Source organism: Alteromonas sp. ABH4_453 (assembly GCF_056160665.1).
Map to the genome: position 1 here is coordinate 428,703 of NZ_JBSWXP010000003.1, position 16,939 is coordinate 445,641.

Sequence of the window (16,939 nt, forward strand, 5' to 3'; positions counted from 1 at the left end):
ATTTCCGCTTATGTTGTTGACCTTTTTATAGGTTGGCGGGGATCGGCGTGTCGAAAACAAGGCAGAATAACCGTGTTAACTAAAGAAATTTTACAAGCATTGAAATCATATGCAGAGTCAATGCAGAAAAACGTAACCTTTGTCGTACAGACCGGTGAACATAGCAAGCGTGAAGAGCTTGTGACGTTTCTGTCCGACATTGCTTCAGTAAGCGAAAAATTAAACGTAGAAGAGCGTGACACAAATGGTGAACTACGCAGCGCTATCACCTTTTTATTGGAAGCTGACGGTGAAGATACTGGAATTCGTTTCTCAGGAATCCCGGGTGGCCATGAGTTTAATTCTCTTGTACTTGCTATTCTGCACGCAGCAGGCACTGAACTTAAGCTAGACGAAAGCGTTAAGTCGATGGTGAAAGCGGTGAATGAACCACTTAATTTTGAAGTGTTCATTAGCTTAAGCTGTCACAACTGCCCTGAAGTCGTACAGGCACTTAATCAATTTGCATTGATTAATCCTAACATCAAGACCGAAATGATCGACGGCGGGTTATATCAAAATCTAATTCAAGAGCGCGACATCCAAGGTGTTCCTAGCGTATACCTTAATGGCGAGCTATTTGCGAATGGCAAAGTTGATGCCTCTGTGCTTATCAACAAGCTAATTGAACGCGACCCTAGCCTTAAAGAAGCAAACAAAGGCGATGCGTTACCACTTCAAGACGTAACAGTTATAGGTGGTGGTCCAGCAGGTGTTGCATCGGCGATTTACAGTGCCCGTAAAGGCCTTAAAGTTGCCATTGTTGCTGAAACTTTTGGCGGTCAAGTTAAAGATACTATGGGTATCGAAAACCTTATTTCAGTACCTAAAACAACGGGCCCTGAGCTTGTTGGTAATTTGATGGAGCACGTACGCGATTACGATATTACGCTAAAAGAGCATGTACGCGTCGATAGCATTGAGAAAGGCAATATTAAAACCATTACGCTTTCTTCTGGCGAACAAATCCGCACACGCACAGTTATTGTGGCGACAGGTGCGCGCTGGAGAGAACTTGGCGTGCCAGGCGAAAAAGAGAATATCGGTAATGGCGTAGCATACTGCCCACACTGCGACGGCCCTTTCTTTAAAGGTAAAGACGTAGCGGTCATTGGTGGTGGTAACTCAGGTATTGAAGCGGCACTTGACCTTGCAGGCATCGTAAAATCGGTGACAGTATTTGAATTTATGCCAGAACTAAAAGCGGATAAGGTACTTATCGATCAAGCCGAAAAGCGCGATAACATTACCATTATCAAGAATGCGGCAACCCGCCAAATTACTGCCGAAAATGGCAAAGTGAACGCAATTGAATACCAAGACCGCTCAACTAACGAAGTGCACACTCGCGAACTTGCAGGTGTATTCGTTCAAATTGGACTGGTACCTAACAGTCAGTTTATGAAAGGCACGGTAGACATGACGCAGTATGGCGAAATTATTGTTGATACTAAGTGCCATACTTCTGAGTCAGGTATTTTTGCAGCCGGAGACGTAACAACAGTGCCGTATAAGCAAATTGTTATTTCGATGGGAGAGGGCGCAAAAGCATCGCTCGCTGCATTTGAATATTTACTAAGTCACGAAGTAGTTGAATCAGATAAAGAAAGCGAAGCAGCTTAACAAATAGCCTGTCTATAATTGTAAGAGTAAAGCCGGACTAACTATGTTAGTTCGGCTTTTTTGTTGCCCTAAATAAAAATGCCAGTGAGGCCCTTGTACTTTTAATTAAGTCTCAAGGACTGCGATGTATTGTCTACGCTTTTAATCATGCAAATGTTAATGATACTGGTTATCATTAGCGTAAAAGTTTGTTAAATTAGACGAAAGCATAATGCGGCTCATAGATCACTCCTTTTCAGCGATAGGCGATTAGTGAGCGCAAATAACTAACAGACAATACTCAACATGAATAAAAAATTACTAAGTTTGGCAGTAACGGCTATATTAATGTCTCACGCACATGCTCAGGAAGATGAAAGTGGCGCTGGCCTAGCTATAGATAAGCGAGAGGCAACAGCGGAAAAAGCAGAAGCGAATGCAATAGAAAAGATTGAAGTAGTGGGCATGCGTTCTCCGTTTGGCGCAACAAAAACAAATACACCCATTGTTGAACTCGCCCGAACAATTTCCATTGAAACCGCATTAGATTTAAAGCAAAAGGGTGTATTAAATCTTTCTCAGTCCGCCACTTATATGGCGGGTGTGACGGGGGAGTCTTACGGATACGCCACTCGAGTCGATTCAATTTCTTCCAGAGGATTAAGTATTCCGCGCTATCGCGACTCAATTCAAGAGTTGTTTGGCAGTTATAATTCTACGCGGGCAGAAATTTATACAATGGAACAGGTTGAGTTGCTAAAAGGGCCAGCCTCTGTACTTTACGGCCAGGGCTCTCCCGGTGGCATAATGAACTATGTGTCAAAAACGCCGACGTTAGGCAAAGGAAGCGAAGTGGTGTTGTCCTACGGAAACTTCGACCGCGCGCAAGTTGGGGTGGATGTAAACGGCAGCCTGTCTGAAGATGATAAGTGGATGGGGCGTTTTGTTGGTATATATCGTAATGCTGACTCTCAGGTTGATTATGTTAGCGATGACACCCAAGTATTCATGCCGTCACTTTCCTTGATGCCTTCTGACGATACAACACTAACGCTTATCGGGTTATTCCAAGATACTGATAGCGATACAGCGGCGCAGTTTATTCCTGTGGAAGGCACATTATTGCCTTTGGCTGACGGCACTTATTTACCCGACCAAGATGTTTACGCAGGTGAACCAGGGTTTAATAAATTTGATACTAAGTCGAACCAAGTTACCTTGCTTGCCGAGCACTTGATTAACGATACAACGTCACTTTCATTTACTGCTTTATGGCGAGATGGTGAGGCAGACTACCACCAAGCGTGGCCCACTTTTACTGGCGGTACTCGCTATCTAAACGCTTTTGTAGGGGCACCGGTCGCGCCTACCGATACCTTTGTGCCGAGAACGTTTTATCAAGCAGACAATACATTCAATCAACACGCTTTTGATGTTCGTGTAAACAAGGGCTTTGTAACAGGCGCTTTCGAACACGAATTATTAGCGGGTGTACAATATCAACATGTTAAGACTGACGCCAACTCTGCTTACTATGCTGGTGGTGGGGTATTACAAGGTGATTTTAGGTACATTCTGGACTTGGCCAACCCTCAGTACACGGGCGCACCAGAGCAAGCCATTTTCGACACAATCTATAACGATGCGCCTGAACAGACAGTCGCGGACACGGGGCTATACCTGTCTGACCAAATTTCCTACGAAAACTGGCGGGTAACGCTGGGCCTACGTCACGACCGCGTTGACAATGATACAGGCGTAACTGAGCAGGATGACACGCAAACATCATACTCAGCTGGAATTTTGTATCGTTTCGATAACGGCCTTTCTCCTTACCTTAGTTACGCTGAGTCGTTCGAGACGGTTGTGGGACTTGATAACAATAACAACCAGCTTAAGCCAGAAGAAGGCCGTCAATACGAGGCAGGGATTAAGTATGAACTCTCGTCAGTTCCTGGTTTTATCACGCTGGCGTATTACGATATTGAAGTTTCAAACCTTCCTAATCCTAACGGATTACCAGACGAAGCGGCGCAACAGCAAGGCGTAACGACCATTGAAGGGATTGAGCTAGAAGGGCGCGTAGACTTTGGCCAGATAACAGCGCAATTTGCGGCGTCGGTCTTGGATGCAGAAGATCCTAACGGTTTTTCGTTGTCAGCACAGCCTGACAGCAATGCGTCGTTGTGGGTAAATTATTCTCCACTTGAGCTTGAAGCGCTGACGGTAGGAGCTGGTATTCGCTACGTGGGAGGATCAGTTTCTGATAATGGTGCCATCAGATACGACACGCCTAGCTACACCCTTGGTGACCTGATGGTGTCGTACGAGCTGGCAGATAATTTAAATTTGCAGCTGAATGTAAGAAATGTGACCGATAAAAAATATCTCACGTCTTGCTTATTCAGAGGTGACTGTTTCCCTGGTGTGCGCAGAACAGTTAACGCGTCGCTAACCTATTCGTTTTAAGGATTTATCATGCTTTCAGTTGCAGCGGGTGGTATAACACTTGCAGCCTTAGGTGTTATTTATAAAAGTTGGCGCGCTCAAGCGTCAACGTATCTTTATTTGGGTCTTGTAGTATGGCTAGTTGCGGCAGTGTGCTGGTCTTATGCTCAGGGGTGGGAGTTTGGCGTGCTGTATGCGCTGTGTATCCCTTCCATTTTAGTGTGGCCTTTTATTGCGTTTAACCAAACGCATTTACCTCAGCCTAAAAACGTACCTCAGCCGCGAAGCTTTGACTTTGCAAGAGGTACTGTATTGGCAAATGTTGCAAACTATTTAGTGGTACTGGTTGTTCTATTGGTGGTCAGCGTTCTAATAACGCTCGGTGTATGCGCGCTGCTTCCATTTTCTATCGCAGGGCAGTTAGCTACGGGTACGGTTCTACTGCCAATTTTGTGGGGGCTTTTCGTTTATCACTACCTTGCCACCGCCCACAAATTTAAAGTAATTGGTGCTTACGCAGGTTTGGCCGCGCTATGCGTACCAATTCTTATCTTCTTCCCCATGTAGGTGAATATCGATGGATAAAATAACAAAACAAAATGCATTAAACGCACATACTTGGGTTGGTGTTTTTTTAAGTGTACTGCTTTTTTTAGTATGCCTTTCAGGAACGGTTGCCGTATTCCACCTAGAGTTCGAAAGGTGGGAGCAACCTCATATTGAAGAGATGGAGAATGTTTCTCCGCAGGCGATTGAAAAAGCTATGGATAGCTTCCTAGCTAAACATACCGAAGAGTCTCACCATCTCTTTGTTGTGTTTCCTACATCCGATATTCCACGGTTGGTGGTTGAAAACGACCATGTAGCGTATTTTGCGGATAGCGAAGGTAATTTACTTGAAGAAGAAAGCGTGTCTTTCACCCAAATGCTGGTGGACTTGCATTTGTATTTAAACTTGCCGCATAGCTGGGGAATGATTTTAGTCAGTGCCTTAGGTGCCATTATTTGCACCTTGGTTATTACAGGTATCATCGCTCATAAAAGGATCTCAAAAGATGCATTTAAAATCAGAAGAGGCGGCAATGGTCAGCAAGCACAAATTGATTTGCACAACCGCTTTGGTCTGTGGGCAGCGCCGTTTCATTTAGTCATCGGCATTACGGGAACTTACTTTGGTTTGGCCGGTATTATTTTAGTGTTAGTTGCCACCGTGAACTATGGCGGTGATAGAGATGCGGTAATAAACCAAATTTTCACGCCAGACCCGGTCATCGCCCCACAAGAAGGTAAACCTGCTATTGGAAAGGCATTTGCCCAAATGGAAACGCTAGCGCCTGAAAAGTCGCCAATTTTTTTAACGGTACACGAGGTCGGCGAGCCAGAGCAGTTTATTGAGATATATGCTAAAGCGCCAAACAGGATGATTTACGCTGAAGGCTACCGTTTCGATACAGCGGGCAATTACATTGGTGACGCTGGTTACGAAGATGGAGAGTGGGGTAAGCAAATATTCTGGGCCATGTATCGATTACATTTCGGCGACTTTGCCGGCATGACCAGTAAATGGTTGTTTTTTATTCTTGGCGTAATGCTAACTATGCTTTGCGTTTCTGGAATGGAAATTTGGCTGTCTAAAAAAGCACACCCACCTTTGGCTAGTCGGCTTTGGTATAGCATAGTCTGGGGAAGTGTCAGTGCGTTAGCCTTAACCGCGGTGGTTGATATGTTCTTTGCAGGTTCACTCATTGCAGTATTTTGGGGGTTGGTGGTGCTTAATACTGCAATGACGGTAGCAATAAAACCCTTAACTAAGCCAGTCTGGTTACTAATTTCGGGGCTAAGCGTACTAGTTTTACTTATTGCTTACGTTGCTGTTCACGGCAGTGCTGCATTCACTATTTCTTCGCTACAACTAAATATTCCTATGGCAGGCTATGTCATTTGGAGCTTATACCGTGCACGCACGTTAATAAAACGCGTTAGTGCTAATCGAGCAGAAGCGAAGAATGATGGGAACGATAGTAATGCGCGGGTGAGCCAAGGTAATAGTATAGAAGAGGCGCGTATTTAGAAGTACAAAATATTGAGCGCTTTGGTAGCGCCTAACCATAGAAGCGGTTAGGCGTTAATTGCGCTTTTTCCTTTTCCACGTGCCCCCGTAGAGATAAACCGCGCTATTCGCTGCCTGTTCCTGGCATGTTTTACATACAATCAACCAGCGCTCACTATCGCTGGTTTGTACTCTATACTGTATGTCCTCCACTTTACCGCAGATATCGCAAGGTTTTGGCGGTCTAACTCTACTTTTTTTGCCCATTCATACTTCCGCGATGCGCCATGTATGGTATCTGTATTACATATGTAATACGTCAGTAACTCGCTTAAACGATCTTCGCAATGGAAACCGCCGTCGATGAGCCTGCTTTTACCAAGCGCCCCCACATTTTCATAGGTAGCGATGCTTTTGCGGCCATTAAGGATTCTGCCTCGTCTCTGTGGTGCTGCTCGTCCATCTGGCATCGCTTAAACCTGTCGATGACGTTCGAAGGCGGGTTAGGCTGCATCACCAGTTGGCTACACTGTTTTTCATAATGGGTATCGACAAATTGTTCAACACAGTAAATGGTATAAAAAAACCAATTTTTGCCCAACAAGCGAGGAATAAAGCCTGTCATAAATCCAGCCCCAATCCAAAGAGGAAGAATAAAGCTCTCTCTGAAACGTGGCATTTCAGTTTCGAAAATCTCGATGTGTTGCTTTTCAGTTTTCAAGTGCTGATAGATAAAGCGCGTAGTTTCGCTTGTTGAACGCACTATCTTAAACAAACTCAGAATAAATTCAGCACATAGAGCGCCTCTATATATCCATACCGCGCCAGTTTCTCCAGCGTGACTTGCTCTTAGTTCTCTGTCTATCTGCTTGGCGTACGAAGCTTCGAGTGTTCTTGAATAAAATGACATGATGTACCTCTACTGCATTTTATTATGAAACGCGCGAAAGTTATTTATAGATGCGACTTTACGAATTTGTAATGCATAAAAAGCGATGTCGAGTAAAAGGTTTGGAATAGGGCATGAGTAATAGTTGACTATTCAAAAACGAAAGGGGAGTGTTGAAACTTTGCTTGGTATGGTGAAAAAACTGAACGCCTGTAAATGGGAAGCGTTTTAAAAAGGCAAAATTCTAATGAAAGTAATGTGGTCCATAGCTATATCCATTATCCTTTACCTACTATTGTGGCCTTTACCAATAGCGCCAGTTGCTTGGCATGCACCTGTCGATAAGGGTTTTGGAGGAAAATTTGCAAAAAACACACGACTATCTCAGTTAACGCTCGTTAACATGGGCAATGACTATGGGCCAGAAGATTTTGCCTTGAACCAAAATGGGACGTTAGCAACATCGAGTCATTCTGGCGCTATTCTTTTGAAGAAGAGAGGCGAGGATACTTTTTCCCCTTGGGTAAATACGGGCGGTCGCCCCTTAGGCATTGAATATGACAATAAAGGCAACCTTGTTGTCGCTGACGCCCACCTTGGGTTACTTAAAATAAATTCAGCGGGCAAGGTCTCTGTGCTGGTTGATAAGGTAAACAATACACCTGTTGTTTATGCCGATGATGTAGATATTGCTCAAAGCGGCAACATCTATTTTACCGACGCGACCACTAAATTTCCGGCACAAGACTTTGGGGGTACCCTTAATGCTAGCTTGCTAGAGATATTCGAACACCAGGGTAATGGCAGGTTAATTGAGTACAACCCCGACACTGGCAATAGTGTAATACTCATGGATAAGTTGGTATTCGCGAACGGTGTGGCAGTTAGTCACGATGAGCAATCGATACTGGTTAACGAAACCGGAAAATACCGTGTGCTGCGTTATTGGCTTAAGGGGCCAAGTAAAGGGCAAGTCGACGTGCTTATTGATAACTTGCCAGGCTTTCCAGATAACATCAGCCGTGCAGATAATGGCAGCTACTATATTGGCCTTGCGTCGCCGCGCTCAGCCCCTGTCGATATGCTGTCTGATAAACCATTTATTCGAAAAATGATACAGCGCCTTCCTGGCTTTATGCGTCCTCAAGGGCAGTCTTATGGGCACCTTATAGAATTAAGCGAAAAAGGTGAGATAGCACAAAGTTGGCAAGACCCTACCGGCGCTTTCCCCTTTGTGACAGGCGCGATTAAAACTGATGAGGGGCTTTTTATTAGCAGTCTCACGGCTAAGAGCGTTGGGCTTTTGCCGGTGCAGCAGCACTGATGGTTATTTCGTCGTAGCTGGTCTACTTCAAAGCTTCAAGAAAAAGCGCGTATCCTGAAAAAGTAATAATGCTCTATTTTAAGGTAGCTTAGCAGACTAACAAAAGGGTTAGTGGATGCCCTCAATTTAAAGCACTTACATTTTACAATTAGAGATATTTTAAACTTTTGTTATATAGTTAGGTTTATAAGGATATGACATTATCGGCTATGCTATTGTTTAAGTATTAAGCTGTAGGCTTTGGCTAGCCATTCACGATAAGGACATGTTAGAACTATGAAAGCGTATGTGTATTCTTCAGTTGCATTAGCGGTGACGATTTCTCTATTAGCAGGCTGTGGGGGCGGTGGTGGTTCATCTAATTCCTCTCCGGTAGTGACTACGCCTCCAACGCCAGTAACGCCTGACCCTATATGGGAAGCCGGAGTCTACGAGCCGCAATCTGAGTTCATCGCCAAATGTGAAACACCAAGGAGTGGTATAGACCCTTTCACGGGAAGTAGCTATCCAGACACCCAAGGCACCGCAATGGACGAAAAACTCTGGCTGCGTTCTTGGACCAACGATACGTACCTATGGTACGACGAAGTCGATGATAACGACCCAGAAAATTTTTCAGTATTGGCGTACTTCGCTCAACTAAAAACAAACGAATTAACGCCAAGCGGCACGCCAAAAGACAATTTCCATTTTTCACAAGACACCGCTGAATACAACGAGTTATCTCAGTCCGGAATATCATCGGGCTTTGGTTTTAGCTGGGAATTCGGCTCAACAACAGTGCCAAGAGAGTTAACCGTACGGTACACCGAACCCGGTTCACCTGCAGCGTTGGCAAACGTGCCGCGCGGCGCCAAGGTGGTGAGTATCAACGGCGTTGATTTTGTTGATGATAATACCCAGCAAGGCGTGGATGCTATCAACGATGGATTATTTCCTGATGATGCCGGTACGACCACAAACTTTGGTTTTGAACTGGTTGACGGCACCATGCTAGCAGTAGATATAACGTCAAATGATATCAGTGTAACGCCAGTGCAAAATGTAAAGGTACTGGATACGGAAAACGGTAAACTAGGCTATTTTCAATTCAATAGCTTTATTGTTACTGCGCAAGAAGGGCTCATTGATGCGTTTGATACTTTTGTCGAAGCGAATGTAACCGAATTAGTCATGGACTTACGTTACAACGGCGGTGGCCGATTGGCGTTAGCTTCACAGCTTTCTTACATGGTAGCGGGTCCAAGTCAAACCAATAACGCCACGTTTGAGACACTGCGATTTAACGACAAGAACCCAACGACTAATCCAGTAACGGGTCAGAGTATCAGTCCTACGCCATTTTACAGCAACGTTATCGATTATAACGAAGGCGTGCTTACTGATACCTTATTGCCAAGCCTTTCACTAACGCGTGTATACGTAATTTCAACAGATGCAACCTGTTCAGCGAGTGAAGCTGTAATGAACGCGCTTCGCGGCATAGATGTAGAGGTGGTACAAATTGGCTCTACAACGTGCGGTAAGCCTTATGGTTTCTATCCTACAGACAACTGTGGTGAAACTTACTTTACTATTCAGTTCCAAGGCGTGAATGATAAAGGCTTTGGTGATTATGCCGACGGCTTTATGCCAACCAGTACTCCAAACTTTGATTTTGAACTGCCAGGGTGTGAAGTTGAAGATGACTTCACCGCTAGTTTAGGCGACCCAAATGAAGGTATGTTGTCTGCAGCACTAGAATTTGCAGCCACAGGCGCATGCCCTGAAGTGGTATCGGGCAACGGCACGGCTGATGTAAGTGCTCTGCGCGGTAATCAAAGCGCGCTAGTGGGTGAAAAACTTATACCTATCGACACACCCGAAACGCGCAAAGAGAACTTTGTACTACATAACAAGATTAATCAGCCCGTTATCAAGGAACAATAATGATGGCTCTATTCGGTAGAGGCAAAGGTAAAAGTAAAAGCAAAGGGCCGACAGCTGCAGCCCTTGCTATAGCGCTATCATCGGCAACTGGCTGTACCGCAACCAAGGAGGCTGAGTTGCATAAAGCAATCACTAACAGCACGAGTGCAAACCAAAAGCAAACTATTGAAAATACCATCAGTAAATGGTTCGGCGGTATATCCATCACTGTTGCTGATAATGTGTTTAGTAGCACTTCAAGCATTACAATTGAACGGAAAGAGAAGGTAGACAGCAGAGGTTTACCGGTTGAAGGAAGGCATGACAACCCTGTGTACAGTTTTACGTTATTAAGTGATGGCAAGCAGTGCCTGCTGCGAAATGATCAAACTGGTGAGCTTGCTAAACTTGAAAATGTGGAGTGCTACCCAAATCACGACTGAACGTAAACGTTTAGCTTGGGTACATATATCTCAGTTACATAAATATTTGGCTGAAATACCGCAGTGCAATTGTTAAAAATCGTAAAAATATCGCCCGATGTTTAAAAGTATCGGGCGTTTTTATTTTTAGCGTTTTGTATCTTAACGTTTATGCATACTTGGTTGTTTTTGAGAGCGACCACGATTGTTGCCGCCGCCATTATTCGCCTTAGAAGCCTTACCGGAATTTCGATTGGCGGTGGTGCCGCTGGCTTGCTCTTGCCTGTTACCACTGCTTTGTTTATTACCGTTTGTATTACGACGGTTTTTATATACCGCGCTACCGTCTCGGTTTTTGCCTTTTCCGTTTTTACCCTGAAACGTCGGTGGAAGCCCGGTATGTTTGGTAAGCGCGCGTTCGCCACGACGGCCTTTTTGCGCTTTTTGGCGTTTTTCATCTGCCGTTTCTGGCGGAACAAGGTGTTGAGGGCCTCGGCCTATTAAGTCTTCACGTCCCATACGCGTAAGGGCTTCGCGAATTTGCGCAAAGTTTTTCGGGTCGTGATAACGCAACATAGCCTTATGTAGTCTGCGATGAATTTCACCTTTTGCAGATGGCACCTCTTCACTTTCTTTCGTCACTTTGCGAAGTGAATTCACCTCTGTGTGGTACATAGTGGTGGCCGTTGCCATTGGCGACGGATAAAAATTTTGTACCTGATCCAGCTTAAATTTGTTTTCTTTAAGCCATATCGCAAGGCTTAGCATGTCTTCGTCGGTGGTACCCGGGTGCGATGCAATAAAATAAGGAATAAGGTACTGTTTTTTGCCCGCTTCTTGTGAGTACTTATCGAATAGCTCTTTAAAACGGTAGTAACTGCCCATGCCCGGTTTCATCATTTTCGAAAGCGGGCCGTCTTCGGTGTGCTCTGGCGCAATTTTTAAATAGCCGCCTACATGGTGAAGGGCTAGCTCTTTTACGTACTCTGGGTCTTCTACCGCTAAGTCATAACGCACGCCTGACGCAATCAAAATCTTTTTAATACCAGGCAGTTCGCGAGCACGGCGGTATAAGTCAATCGTGGGCTTATGGTCCGTATCCATATGTGCACAAATGCTAGGGTACACGCAGGAAGGACGGCGACATGTAGCTTCTGCTTTAGGGCTCTTACAACGAAGGCGATACATGTTCGCCGTTGGACCGCCTAAATCTGAAATTACGCCGGTAAAGCCAGGTACCGTATCGCGAATTTGCTCAATCTCGCGAATAATAGAGTCTTCTGAACGGCTTTGAATAATACGGCCTTCATGCTCGGTAATAGAGCAAAAGGTACAGCCACCGTAGCACCCCCGCATAATGTTAATGCTAAAGCGGATCATATCGTATGCAGGTATTTTGGCATCGCCATACACTGGGTGAGGCACACGCTGATATGGAAGGTCAAACACCGCATCCATCTCTTCAGTCTCAAGAGGCATGGCGGGTGGGTTAATCCAAATGTGTCTGTCACCGTGGCGCTGCATAAGTGCACGAGCGCAACCTGGATTGGTCTCTTGGTGCAAAATACGCGAGGTGTGCGCGTATAACACCTTGTTGTCTTTTACCGTTTCATACGCAGGTAGCTTAACGTACACCTTCTCCCAAGGCTTACGCTTTTCTTTTTCTTTCTGCGCCGGTTGAATGACGATAGGCGCAGCCTCTGGTGCTTCACTGCTTTTAGTGTCTTTATCCTGCGAGTCGCACTCGGGCTCCATTTGATAAGGGCTTGGAATGGCATCAATTTTACCGGGCCTATCAAGAGAGGTAGAGTCGACACCTTGCCATTCAGGTAAGGCTTCTTTAACGATGATTGCAGTACCGCGAATATCGCGCAAATCGGCAATATCTTCACCTGCCGCTAAGCGGTGGGTTACTTCAACAAGGGGGCGCTCTGCGTTACCGAAAAACAGCATGTCGGCTTTAGAGTCGAACAGTACTGAGCGGCGTACTTTTTCGCTCCAGTAATCGTAGTGCGCAATACGACGCAAGCTTGCTTCAATGCCGCCCGCAATCACAGGTACGCCTTTGAAGGCTTCGCGGCAGCGCTGTGCATAAACAGTTACCGCACGGTCCGGGCGCTTGCCACCTACATTGCCTGGCGTGTAGGCATCGTCGTGACGCAGCTTTTTGTCAGACGTATAGCGGTTGATCATGGAGTCCATGTTTCCGGCTGTTACGCCAAAATACAGGTTGGGCTTACCCAACTTCATGAAGTCGTCTTTACTCTTCCAATCTGGCTGAGAAATAATGCCAACACGAAAACCATGGGCTTCAAGCACTCGACCAATAACCGCCATGCCGAAACTAGGGTGATCGACATACGCATCGCCAGTTACCAAAATAACGTCACAACTGTCCCAGCCAAGGGCATCCATTTCCTCTTTTGACATAGGAAGAAAAGGCGCAGTACCCAGGCAGTGTGGCCAATATTTAGGGTAAGAAAACAGACCGCGGTCGGCCTTAATGGTGGCTTGCATAGTAATCACATCTAGATAAATCAGGGAATTGCTGAACTCAAAATAGGGGCGAGCTCAGATTAAGTGCGTAATTATAGCAGTCTTAGCCAAGCTAAGGTATAGCACTGTCATTAAATAAAAGCGCTTTGTATACTGATGTTAGTTTAAAAGATTATAGAGCACGTGCAGCGTATGCTTATTTATATACGCTTTAGTAAGTGTGCAAACATTAAGAGAATGAATAAAAACATGGCGTATTGGCTATTTAAAACAGAACCTGATGCATTTTCTATTGACGATTTGGCAAGCCGTCCTGACCAAACTGAACCGTGGGATGGCGTAAGAAACTACCAAGCACGTAACTTTCTACGTGATGGCGTAAAGCTGGGTGATAAAGTATTTATCTATCATTCAAGCTGCAAGCAGGTCGGCATCGCGGGCGTTGCCGAAGTGGTGAAAGACGGCTATCCGGATACCACGCAGTTTAACCCTGAGTCAAAATACTACGACCCTAAATCTAATCAGGATAACCCCCGTTGGTATCGTGTGGATGTCAAGTTTGTAGAAAAGTTTTCAAGCGTTCTGCCGCTTTCAGTGATTAAAGCTATGGACGGTATTACCGAACTGTCATTGGTTAAAAAAGGTGGAAGATTGTCAATCATGCCGGTAGAAGAAGCTGAATGGCAGCAACTGTATGCTGCTGCCAAACAATAAGTTAAATGCTAAAAATGCGTAGCAGTCATGCCTTGTTAGCTCGCTTAAGATAAATACAAGGGCCATGGCTATGCGATCTAACTTTTATCATACAGTGCATCTAGCGGTTGTATCTAGCGTGTTTACCCATCGAAAAGCCGTTACTTGCCAAAGGCAAACTTGGTGTCAGCATCGCGCAATAGGAAAAGTGCAAAGCACGCGCCCCACATTGGCCATGCAGCAAAAAACAGCAGGTGATTAAAGGCATCTAGGTACTGTGGGAAGGCAGAAAGGGTAGACCCACCGTGAAGAATAAAAATAAGACCGTAGGTGTATTTTTTAGCAAGCCCGGCTAAGAAAGCTAAAACTAGCGAGAGTTGTAGTGCGCCCATAACGTATACGGCGACTTCAGGAACGCCACCAATGCCATAGAATTTTTCAAAAATAGCCATGCCGTGTGCGGGGTTAATAAACTTATCGAGTGTCCATACGAACATAACGATAAAAATAGTTACGCGAAGAGAAAGTAACGACCACTGAAGTCGGTTTTGAATATTAGTGCTGTTTTGCATACATGCTCCAAAAGTATAATAGTGCAAGCATACAAGAACGACCGTTCAAAATAAAAATTTCAACTAATTTCATGTTTTTTAAAAATTAAATGTACTGAAATTTTTTGTGACACGTATCGGTCTAGTCGAATAATAAATAAAATTACGGAATCGTTAATGAAAAGAATAATCGGCCTAGCCGTTAGCACACTCGCACTTGCCATAAGTCAGTCGTTAGCTGCCCAACAAGTGGCAGATATAGAAGTGGTAGAAGTAACAGGCAATCAAGAAAACTTAAACACGCTCAACCCCGGCGACAATACGCTAAAAGGGTTATTTGGTAGTGGTTTAAGCGCAGCAGAAACCCCTCGTGCGGTAACGTCATTGTCAGCAGAAGCGATTGAAGCACTTAACATTAATGATCTTCACGACATTGTAAAAGCAGCTCCAAATGCCTACGCCTCTAGCGGCTTCGGTACACCTAGTTTGCCAAGTATTCGCGGGCAGCTAGGTGAACTCTTTCAAGACGGTGTGCGTCGTCAGGCTGGTAATAACGGTTTTGGCTTGCCGTTATCTTTTAATAGCGTAGAGCAAATTGACGTAGTGAAAGGGCCATCGCCGGTGTTGTTTGGTAGTACGCAGCGCAATGGCGGCTTTGTAAACCTTCAAACCAAGGTCGCGCCTACCACAGAAAGCAAGGGTAAAGTTACCCTTCGCGCCGGGCGTTGGGATCAGTATTCAGCCCAAGTGGACTACGGCACAGCAATAGAAGAAGGGAAAAGCGGCATTCGCTTTAGTGCAGAGTACCTAGACCATGGCAGCTTCTATGACTTTGCTGAGCGCGATAGTACAAACCTATTTGTTGCATATCGCTATACACCGAGCGACGCGCTCACATGGGATATCAGCGCGGAATATTATGACACAGACTATCCAGATAACGCAGGTATCAACCGCCCAACCCAAGACCTTATCGACAATGGTGTTTATATTACAGGGCAAGGCACTCAGCCTAATGGCAGTACAGTACCGGGGGCTGGAGCCATTATTTCACCTACCGGTGAAGTGGTTATTCCTCGTAGCCGCGTATTTACTAATCCTGACGACATTAACGGTGCTGAAACCACGGTTATTCGAAGCAATGTAGAATACAAAGTGTCGGATAACGTGGCGCTTCGCAACATTACTTATTACCAATATCTTGAACGGGAAGAAATTGCGCAAAATAGCTTTGTAGAGATTATTGACGGCGCTGACACGTTTGAAAACCGCACTGAAGTGGATTACCAGTGGAACGATAGCCAACTTACTACCGTAGGTTTAGCGCTTCGCTATAACGATGTGCTGGGCTATAGCCAGTTTACTACTGAGGCCGACAATCCGATTGATTTAACCGGGCCTATCTCTAACCGTGTGATACCTCTTACCGACGCGCAAAAAGCACGTTTAGTCGAGCTGCGTCCGGGTGTATTCGTATCTCCGGGCGCGCAATATGATCTGGATGGTGATGGCAACGGCGATTTTAACTTGTCAGACACCACTGATTCCACATCGTGGCAAACAGGGTTGGCACTTCAGCAACGCTCTACATGGACAGATAAGTTCTCAACCATTGCCGGCGTTAGAGTAGATTATTACGATGTTGAAGCCCGTGACCCTTTATCGCCGGTCGGCGTTGAAGCAGCTTCAGATTCGTATAGCGATACGTTAAGCAGCTATCAATTAAGCGCGGTATACAAACTCACTGGCGACATCAACTTATATGCAGCGTTTTCCGAAAACGATGCCACGTCAAACAGCATGGCGGGGGGCACAGTATTGGGCGGTAATAATGAAATTAACCCGCTTAATTTTGCTACCGAAAATACTCTGTATGAAGCAGGGGTAAAATACGCGCCAAACAGCAAATGGTATGCTGAAGCGGCAGTGTTCGAACAAACCCGTAGCTTACGCAATCGCGATGGCAGCAATAGCGGCGTGAAAACCAAAGGGTTTGAGTTGCAAATGTTTTACCAAGGCGACGATGTATGGGTCAATGCTGCCTACAGTTATTTAGACGCTCGCTTCGATGACTCTGCAGCGTTTCAAGGCACGGCTCAGGTGATCGACGCTTTTGATAACAGTCGCCCGGATATTATTGAAGGCACGGGAGTAGGCTCGCCGTCGTTTGCGGCGTTCCCAGCATCGAACAGCCGAGTACAAGGTATTCCACCGCAAATAGCATCTATTAATGCTGGCTGGCAGGTAACTGATGATGTTCAGCTTGGTGCGAGTGCTTTATACACCAAGTCTTTCCCGCTAGACTTTTTACAAACCGTGCATATTCGCGACCAGTACACCATAGACTTAAATGCTGATTACCAAGTTAGCGACGATCTGCGTGTACGCTTAGATGTAATTAACGTGACTGATGAAGAAAATTGGCAGCCGCTGTTTGAAGGTGGATATTTCGGCGCAACGCTTGTTATGCCAAACGTGCCCCGTCACGCTCAAGTTACCATGCAATACGCGTTTTAA

12 protein-coding genes are annotated in these 16,939 nt (G+C 45.4%); 9 read left to right on the top strand and 3 right to left on the bottom strand.

Annotated features, from left to right (window positions below; all coding sequences use genetic code 11):
- Positions 1-72: 72 nt before the first annotated feature.
- The 4 genes from ahpF to ACXAGV_RS08205 all read left to right on the top strand — a co-directional run bounded on the left by ahpF (position 73) and on the right by ACXAGV_RS08205 (position 6,160).
- Positions 73-1,662: an alkyl hydroperoxide reductase subunit F gene (ahpF, locus tag ACXAGV_RS08190; protein WP_474872818.1), complete on the top strand. Its 1,590-nt coding sequence runs from the start codon at positions 73-75 to the stop codon at positions 1,660-1,662.
- A gap of 285 nt (positions 1,663-1,947) precedes the next feature.
- The gene (locus ACXAGV_RS08195; protein WP_474872819.1) at positions 1,948-4,110 is read left to right on the top strand and encodes a TonB-dependent siderophore receptor; all 2,163 of its coding nucleotides are present in this window, start codon (positions 1,948-1,950) and stop codon (positions 4,108-4,110) included.
- Positions 4,111-4,119: 9 nt separating this feature from the next.
- Positions 4,120-4,656, top strand: coding sequence for a hypothetical protein (locus ACXAGV_RS08200; protein ID WP_474872820.1), 537 nt, complete (start codon positions 4,120-4,122; stop codon positions 4,654-4,656).
- Positions 4,657-4,666: 10 nt separating this feature from the next.
- The gene (locus ACXAGV_RS08205; RefSeq protein WP_474872821.1) at positions 4,667-6,160 is read left to right on the top strand and encodes a PepSY-associated TM helix domain-containing protein; all 1,494 of its coding nucleotides are present in this window, start codon (positions 4,667-4,669) and stop codon (positions 6,158-6,160) included.
- A gap of 310 nt (positions 6,161-6,470) precedes the next feature.
- Here the strand turns inward: ACXAGV_RS08205 and ACXAGV_RS08210 are convergent, their stop codons facing one another.
- The gene (locus ACXAGV_RS08210; RefSeq protein WP_474872822.1) at positions 6,471-7,049 is read right to left on the bottom strand and encodes a demethoxyubiquinone hydroxylase family protein; all 579 of its coding nucleotides are present in this window, start codon (positions 7,047-7,049) and stop codon (positions 6,471-6,473) included.
- Positions 7,050-7,275: 226 nt separating this feature from the next.
- Here ACXAGV_RS08210 and ACXAGV_RS08215 point away from each other — a divergent pair, with 226 nt between their 5' ends.
- The 3 genes from ACXAGV_RS08215 to ACXAGV_RS08225 all read left to right on the top strand — a co-directional run bounded on the left by ACXAGV_RS08215 (position 7,276) and on the right by ACXAGV_RS08225 (position 10,703).
- Entirely contained in the window at positions 7,276-8,352 is a 1,077-nt protein-coding gene (locus ACXAGV_RS08215; protein ID WP_474872823.1) for an SMP-30/gluconolactonase/LRE family protein, read from the top strand.
- A gap of 276 nt (positions 8,353-8,628) precedes the next feature.
- Positions 8,629-10,281 carry a S41 family peptidase gene (locus tag ACXAGV_RS08220; RefSeq protein ID WP_474872824.1) on the top strand — a complete coding sequence of 551 codons (1,653 nt, stop codon included), beginning with the start codon at positions 8,629-8,631 and terminating at the stop codon, positions 10,279-10,281.
- Positions 10,281-10,703, top strand: a complete 423-nt coding sequence (locus ACXAGV_RS08225) for a hypothetical protein (protein ID WP_474872825.1) — start codon at positions 10,281-10,283, stop codon at positions 10,701-10,703. The genes ACXAGV_RS08220 and ACXAGV_RS08225 overlap by 1 nt, the downstream gene beginning before the upstream one ends.
- A 141-nt stretch (positions 10,704-10,844) precedes the next feature.
- On the opposite strand, the gene ACXAGV_RS08230 is transcribed toward ACXAGV_RS08225, so the two are convergent.
- A complete protein-coding gene (locus ACXAGV_RS08230; RefSeq protein WP_474872826.1) occupies positions 10,845-13,199 on the bottom strand; it encodes a YgiQ family radical SAM protein in 2,355 nt (784 codons plus the stop codon).
- A gap of 228 nt (positions 13,200-13,427) precedes the next feature.
- Between ACXAGV_RS08230 and ACXAGV_RS08235 the strand changes: the two genes are divergently transcribed.
- Positions 13,428-13,892, top strand: a complete 465-nt coding sequence (locus ACXAGV_RS08235; protein WP_474872827.1) for an EVE domain-containing protein — start codon at positions 13,428-13,430, stop codon at positions 13,890-13,892.
- A gap of 140 nt (positions 13,893-14,032) precedes the next feature.
- Here ACXAGV_RS08235 and ACXAGV_RS08240 read toward each other — a convergent pair whose 3' ends face one another.
- Positions 14,033-14,443, bottom strand: a complete 411-nt coding sequence (locus ACXAGV_RS08240; protein ID WP_474872828.1) for a hypothetical protein — start codon at positions 14,441-14,443, stop codon at positions 14,033-14,035.
- A gap of 156 nt (positions 14,444-14,599) precedes the next feature.
- Between ACXAGV_RS08240 and ACXAGV_RS08245 the strand changes: the two genes are divergently transcribed.
- On the top strand, positions 14,600-16,939 hold the full coding sequence (locus ACXAGV_RS08245; protein ID WP_474872829.1) for a TonB-dependent receptor: 2,340 nt from the start codon (positions 14,600-14,602) through the stop codon (positions 16,937-16,939).

Excerpts from the sequence above, each read along its gene's own strand:
- ACXAGV_RS08230 (WP_474872826.1), bottom strand. The coding sequence starts at position 13,199 with ATGCAAGCCACCATTAAGGCCGACCGCGGTCTGTTTTCTTACCCTAAA.
- ACXAGV_RS08240 (WP_474872828.1), bottom strand. The coding sequence starts at position 14,443 with ATGCAAAACAGCACTAATATTCAAAACCGACTTCAGTGGTCGTTACTT.
- ACXAGV_RS08225 (WP_474872825.1), top strand. The coding sequence starts at position 10,281 with ATGATGGCTCTATTCGGTAGAGGCAAAGGTAAAAGTAAAAGCAAAGGG.
- ACXAGV_RS08195 (WP_474872819.1), top strand. The coding sequence starts at position 1,948 with ATGAATAAAAAATTACTAAGTTTGGCAGTAACGGCTATATTAATGTCT.
- ACXAGV_RS08245 (WP_474872829.1), top strand. The coding sequence starts at position 14,600 with ATGAAAAGAATAATCGGCCTAGCCGTTAGCACACTCGCACTTGCCATA.
- ACXAGV_RS08205 (WP_474872821.1), top strand. The coding sequence starts at position 4,667 with ATGGATAAAATAACAAAACAAAATGCATTAAACGCACATACTTGGGTT.
- ACXAGV_RS08210 (WP_474872822.1), bottom strand. The coding sequence starts at position 7,049 with ATGTCATTTTATTCAAGAACACTCGAAGCTTCGTACGCCAAGCAGATA.
- ACXAGV_RS08215 (WP_474872823.1), top strand. The coding sequence starts at position 7,276 with ATGAAAGTAATGTGGTCCATAGCTATATCCATTATCCTTTACCTACTA.
- ACXAGV_RS08200 (WP_474872820.1), top strand. The coding sequence starts at position 4,120 with ATGCTTTCAGTTGCAGCGGGTGGTATAACACTTGCAGCCTTAGGTGTT.
- ACXAGV_RS08220 (WP_474872824.1), top strand. The coding sequence starts at position 8,629 with ATGAAAGCGTATGTGTATTCTTCAGTTGCATTAGCGGTGACGATTTCT.
- ACXAGV_RS08235 (WP_474872827.1), top strand. The coding sequence starts at position 13,428 with ATGGCGTATTGGCTATTTAAAACAGAACCTGATGCATTTTCTATTGAC.